Genomic DNA, 5,839 nt, shown 5'->3' with positions numbered 1-5,839 from the left:
GATTGGGACGCGACCGATCAACGGGTCACGGGGGCCGAGCCTGACCTGACCTGCACGCTGGCGCCGCGTCGCTTCGACCTCGCGCGTGACTTGGCCGATCTTCCGCTCGACGGCATCGGGTTGGTCACGGCCTCGGCGCTGCTCGACCTGGTGTCGGAGACCTGGCTCGCCAGGTTGGTCTCGCAGTGCGCGAAGGTTCGCGCTCCGATCCTGACGGCCTTGACCTACGACGGGCGTGTCGCCTTCGAGCCCGCCTTGAGCCTCGATCGCGAGGTGATCGAGGCGGTGAATCGCCATCAGTGTCGCGACAAGGGATTCGGCCCGGCGCTTGGACCCGGCGCGAACGGTCGCTTGGCGATCCTGGCGGCTGCGCAGGGCTATTGGATCGAGGTGCGCACGAGCGACTGGAAGATCCGACGCTCGGAACGGGAGCTGCAGGCGGCCCTGATCCGCGGCTGGTCTCGGGCAGCCCGCGAAGAGGCACCTGCATCGGAGCAGGCGCAGATCGCGCACTGGGAGGCGGTTCGGCTCGCTGCCGTGGCGCGGGGTTGCTCCCGAATCATCGTCGGTCATCGCGATCTTCTCGCCATTCCGCGGCGGGCTTAAACCGCGCCCGTCGCGGTATGCGTCATTCGTTGCAGTGGCTTGGCCGCGCCAGCTCCAACGCTTGTCGGAGCTGGCGCGGTTTAAGGCATTAAAAAACAGCAAATTTTAAACCGCGTCTCACCGATATCGAGGACATGTCCAAAGCTCATCGCAGAACGAAAGTTACGCATGTCGCTCTGGAAGCGGTTTAGCGGATGCGGGAGAGCTCCGCTCGGATGATCGCCTCTTCGTCGAGCCTATCCCGGGGGATCACATCGGCGGTATATTCCGGCGCCGACGCCGACGTGCCTGCGCTCAGCTCGAAGTCGAAGAGCACATCCTCGCCCATACGAAAGATGCGCGTCGCCGGGCGCAAGGCATCCGCCAAGCGTTCGGTCGGCGGCAGTCGCACCCCGGGTCGACCGCTGCCGATCACGAGCGGGGCGACCGCGATTTGCAGGCGCGACAGCAACCCGGCCTGCAGGAACCGCGAAACCGTGGTCCCGCCGCCTTCGATGAAGATCCTGCGCAGACCCCGCTCGGCGAGCCCGCCCAGGAGCGCGCCCAGATCGAGCCCGTCGGACACGGCCGGTACCCCGATCAGCTCGGCCTGCCCGTGATGCTGCTCGCCGGGCCGGATGCGGGCGCGATCGCAACAGAGCAGTGTCGCGGACTCGCCGTCGTTGAACAGATGACGCGCGGGGGAGAGACGTCGGCGCGGGTCCAAGACCACCCGTACCGCATGCGGTCCGGGAACCAGCCGGGTGGTCAGGCGCGGATCGTCCGCGGCGACGGTCTCGGCCCCGACCAGCACGGCATCGCTGAGCGCACGCATGCGGTGCAGGTGGCGAATGTTGGCCTCGCCGGTCACGAAGCGGGCATCCCCGTCGGCCGTGGCGATGTAACCGTCGATGCTCTGACCGAGGTGGGCGATGACCTCCACGGGACCCGGATGCGGGCGGCACAAGGGCAGGTAGAGGTCGAAGAGTGCCCGGGCGTGTTCATCGCCCCGGGGATCCTCGGAATGATCTATGGTCCGTTCTCCGGGGCGCCAGCCCGAGTGCGGCAGCCAGACCAGGTCCGCTCGCGAGCGACGCGCCGGATCGACCGGCGACACCCGTCCGTCGGGGTCGGCACGCAGGGCCAGCGGATGGTCGAGCGACCAGGCCGCGTTGCGCGCGAGTCGCGCGGCACTCAGAATCAGCGACCAGGCGCGAGCGGCGCCGGTGTCGTGCCGATGCGGCGGCGAGTCGGATCGCTTGCGCTGAGTGATCTTGGATCTGATCATCGGCGGCCTCTTCTGGTTGAGTTGATCCCGGCACAGCGTAGAGATGGCGCTGCACACCCGGAAATCGAGCCGGGCGAACCCGTCCGGGACACCGGCGCGGCATCGGTGACACGGACCAAAACACACGGAACGAGGAGATCGCCTTGAGATTCCTGCATGCCGCCGATGTGCATCTCGACAGCCCGCTGCGCGGACTGGAACGCTACGAGGGCGCGCCGGTCGAGGAGATCCGCGGCGCGACCCGCCGGGCCTTCGAGAACCTGGTCGCACTCGCCATCGAGGAGTCTGTCGACTTCGTCCTGCTGGCCGGCGACATCTACGACGGGGACTGGCGGGACTACAACACCGGACTCTTCTTCTCGGGCCAGATGGGTCGTCTCAACGATCACGGGATCCCGGCCTTCCTGATCGCCGGCAACCACGATGCCGCAAGCCAGATCACCAAGGCGCTGCGCCCGCCGCCGAATCTCTCGGTCTTCGCCACGCGCGCGCCAGAGACCTGGGTCCTGGAGCACCTCGGCGTGGCCATTCACGGTCAAGGGTTTCCGAGCCGCGCGGTGACGGACGACCTGACCCGGGCCTATCCGCAAGGCGATCCCGCACTCTTCAACATCGGTTTGCTTCACACCTCGCTCGATGGGCGACCCGGCCATGAGCCCTACGCCCCCTGCACCCTTGATGGCTTGAGAGCCAAAGGGTACCAGTATTGGGCGCTCGGGCATGTCCATCAGCGCGAATTGATCGCGGAGGACCCCTACATCCTTTATCCGGGCAACATCCAGGGCCGCCATATCCGCGAGACCGGACCGAAAGGCTGCACCCTGGTGCGGGTCGAGGAGGGCCAGGTCACGGAGATCGAGGCGAGGGCGCTCGATGTCGTGCGGTGGGCGATCTGTCCGGTGGATGTGACCGACGCACGTAGCCTGGAACAGATTCTCCCACTGGTCGAGCATGCGCTTGCCGAGGCGTCGGACGCGGCCGAGGGCCGTCTTCTCGCGACACGTCTTCGTCTGACCGGGCGCAGTCCGATCCATTCGCGCCTGCACGCCGAGCATGAGCGCTTGGTCAACGAGTGTCGGGCCCTGGTCTCATCCGCGGGCTTGGCGGATGTGTGGATCGAGAAGCTGGTCGTGGAGACGCATCCGTCGACGGCGGTTTCCGAGCTGTCGCGCGAGGATGCCTTCGGCGGCCTGCTGCGCACCATCCATGCCTTGGAGGTCGACGGCGAGCGTCTCTCCGCCCTGAGCGAGGAGGTCGAGGCGCTGGCACTCAAGCTGCCGCCTGCCTTGCGCGGCGGCGATGATCCGTTCGATCCATCCGACCCCGAGTATCTGTCCGGCTGCCTCGATGACGTGAAGGCACTCCTGGTGGAGCGGCTGCGCGGGCAAGGCGATCCGCAGGAGGGGGCCGGATGAAGATCCTGGAGCTGGACCTGCGCGCATTCGGCCCCTTCACCGACCGCCGTCTCGATCTGAGCGGCGGCTGCGAGGGCCTGCACCTGGTTTTCGGTCCCAACGAGGCCGGAAAAAGCTCGGCCCTGCGTGCACTGCGCGGCTTGCTCTTCGGGATCCACGAACGCACCCGCGATGACTTCCGACACGGCAAGCAGGAGCTGCGTCTCGGCGGACGTCTGCGCAACCGCAACGGCGACGAGGTTGAGTTCGTCCGACGCAAAGGCCGCAAGAGCACCCTGCTCGACTGCGCCGGGAACGCGATCGGCGAGGATGCGCTCTTGCCCTTTCTGGGCGAGGTGGACGACGGCCTGTTCGAGCGTCTCTTCGGGATCGATTACGAGAGCTTGGTCGGCGGCGGCCAAACCCTGCTCGAAGAGCGCGGCAGGGAGGCCGAGGCGCTGTTCGGGACCGCGCTCGGCGCGACCGCGATCCACCGGGTTCTGGATCGACTCGACCAAGAGGCCAACGGGCTCTTTCTGCCGCGCGCGTCCAAGCCCCGGATCAATGCGCTGATCGGCGAGCTCGGCGAGACCGAGCGTCGCGTCCGGGAGGCGAGCCTGTCGGTCCGTGAATGGGAGCAGGCCAAGGCGTCGCTCGATCGGACGATTCGTGAGCTGGCGGCGATGGACGCGGAGATCGCGCAGATGTCGCTCGAGCGCAGCCGGCTCGAACGCATTCGGCGCACCCTCCCGGATCTCGTGCGCATGACCCGGCTGCAGGAGCAGTTGGACGGGATCGGCGCCGTGCCCGTACTCGCGGATGACTTTGCAACGCGCCGCGAGGAGGCGGTCGCCAAACTGGCTCGGGCCGCCGAGGCCCGTGCCAATGCGCAGCACCGCCTGGATGGGTTGCGCGCGCTCGTTCGCGAGCAGAGCGATGCCGTGTCGGAGGATCTGCTTCGGGAGTCCGAGTCGATCGATGATCTGCGCGAGCGGCTCGGCAGCCATCGCAAGGCCGCGCAGGATCGCACCGAGCTGGTCGCCGAGCTGGCGCGCCGAGAGTCCGAGGCCAGTACCCTATTGCAGCAGGTGAGACCGGACCTCGCACGCGATCCGGCGTCTGCCGACGTGACCCGACTGACGCTGCTGCTCTCGCGCAGACGACGCGCGACCGAGCTCGGTGCCCGTAAAGCCGCCGTGATCGATGCGCTCGCCAAGACCCGTGCCGATCTTGCCGAAACGCAGGAGCACCTCGGGTTGCGCACCGCCGCGCTTGCCGCGCTGCCCCCGGCCGTGGTTTCGACCGATCTACAGACCGCGCTCGACGCCGCGCGCCGTGCTGGAGACCTGGATCAAACGCTGATCGAGGAACGGCTGGCGCTGGCGGCGCACCTGAAGACGTGCGAGCAGGGGCTGTCCGCACTCGGTCTCTGGTCGGGCGGGTTGACCGATCTTCTTGCCGCACCGCTGCCGGACGAGGAGAGTCTGCGACGCTTCGCGGACGAGTCCCGCGCGCTGAACGAGCAACGGCAGGCATTGGAGTCGAAGCGCTCTGAGCTGAGCAGCGAGCGACTGCGCTGTGAAGAGGCCCTGCGGGTGTTGGAGCTAAGCGGCTCGGTGCCCTCCGAGGAGGATCTGATGCAGTCCCGCGCGCATCGCGATCGGGGCTGGCTGCTTGTGAAGCGGGCATGGCTCGCCGGCGAGGATGTCGTCGCCGAGGCACGGCTGTACGATACTGAGGCACCCCTTGCGGTTGCCTTCGAGGGGTCACTGGCCGGGGCTGACGAGGTCGCCGATCGGCTGCGTCGCGAGGCGGGACGCGTCCATGACCGGGCGACGACCCGCGCGCGACTGGAGGTCGCGCAGCGTGAGCTGGACGCGGCCGAGCGCGCTCTGGCCGAGCTGGCGTTGTCTGTCACCCGTTCGGAGGAGGCATGGCACGGACTCTGGTCACCCTGCGGCCTGACCCCGCTGCCGCCGTCCGAGATGCTGCCTTGGCTGGCGCGCGCCGCGCGGCTTCGGGAGCAGATCCGCCAGGCCGAGGAGCTGCGCGAACGGATCGCGACCCGCGAGGCGGTTCGGGCATCGCATCGCGCGGCGCTCCTGAGCGCACTCGGCACCCGGGGCGCGAGCGTCGACCCTGGATCCGCGGCGCTCGCCACGCCCGAGATCGGGGGGCTCATCGGGTTGGCAGAGGGTCGGCAGCGTGCCGCGGAGCAGGGCGCGCGCACGCGCCTTGCGCTGGAGCGCGAGGTCGCGGAGCTGCAAGAACGCGCTCGACGCCTGAGTCGCGAGCGATCGGACGCAGAGAAGGAGCATGCCGCTTGGCAGACGGACTGGACCGCCCTCATGACCGAGCTCGGGTTCGCGCCGGATGCCGGCCCGGGCGAGGTCTCGGACGATCTGCAGGTGATCGCGGATGCGGTGGCGAAGATCGAGGCCGGGACCCTCTTGAGGACGCGCGTCGCGGGTATCGATCGGGACGCCGCGGCCTTCGTCGAGCAGATCCGCGAATGCCTCGGTCGGCTTGCGCTCGATCTGTTGGACCGCCCCGTGGAGGAGGCGATCTTGAC

The 5,839-nt window shown here is 68.4% G+C and carries 4 protein-coding genes; 3 read left to right on the top strand and 1 reads right to left on the bottom strand.

The annotated features are described in order from the left end of the window. A partial coding sequence (locus VLR48_RS15870) for a class I SAM-dependent methyltransferase (RefSeq protein WP_325292724.1) occupies window positions 1-606 on the top strand: 606 nt, incomplete at its 5' end. Window positions 607-793: 187 nt separating this feature from the next. Here the strand turns inward: VLR48_RS15870 and VLR48_RS15865 are convergent. Beyond that, window positions 794-1,873 carry a RibD family protein gene (locus VLR48_RS15865; RefSeq protein ID WP_325292723.1) on the bottom strand — a complete coding sequence of 360 codons (1,080 nt, stop codon included), beginning with the start codon at window positions 1,871-1,873 and terminating at the stop codon, window positions 794-796. Window positions 1,874-2,016: 143 nt separating this feature from the next. On the opposite strand from VLR48_RS15865, the gene VLR48_RS15860 reads away from it, so the two are divergent. Next, complete coding sequence (locus tag VLR48_RS15860; protein WP_325292722.1) at window positions 2,017-3,288, top strand: DNA repair exonuclease; 1,272 nt, start codon at window positions 2,017-2,019, stop codon at window positions 3,286-3,288. After that, on the top strand, window positions 3,285-5,839 hold a 2,555-nt coding region (locus VLR48_RS15855), incomplete at its 3' end, for an AAA family ATPase (RefSeq protein WP_325292721.1). The genes VLR48_RS15860 and VLR48_RS15855, both read left to right, overlap by 4 nt.

Source organism: Thiocapsa sp. (assembly GCF_035467215.1).
GTDB lineage: Bacteria > Pseudomonadota > Gammaproteobacteria > Chromatiales > Chromatiaceae > Thiocapsa.
The sequence above is the reverse complement of the archived record's forward strand: the minus strand, read 5'-3'. Positions and strand labels throughout refer to the sequence as shown.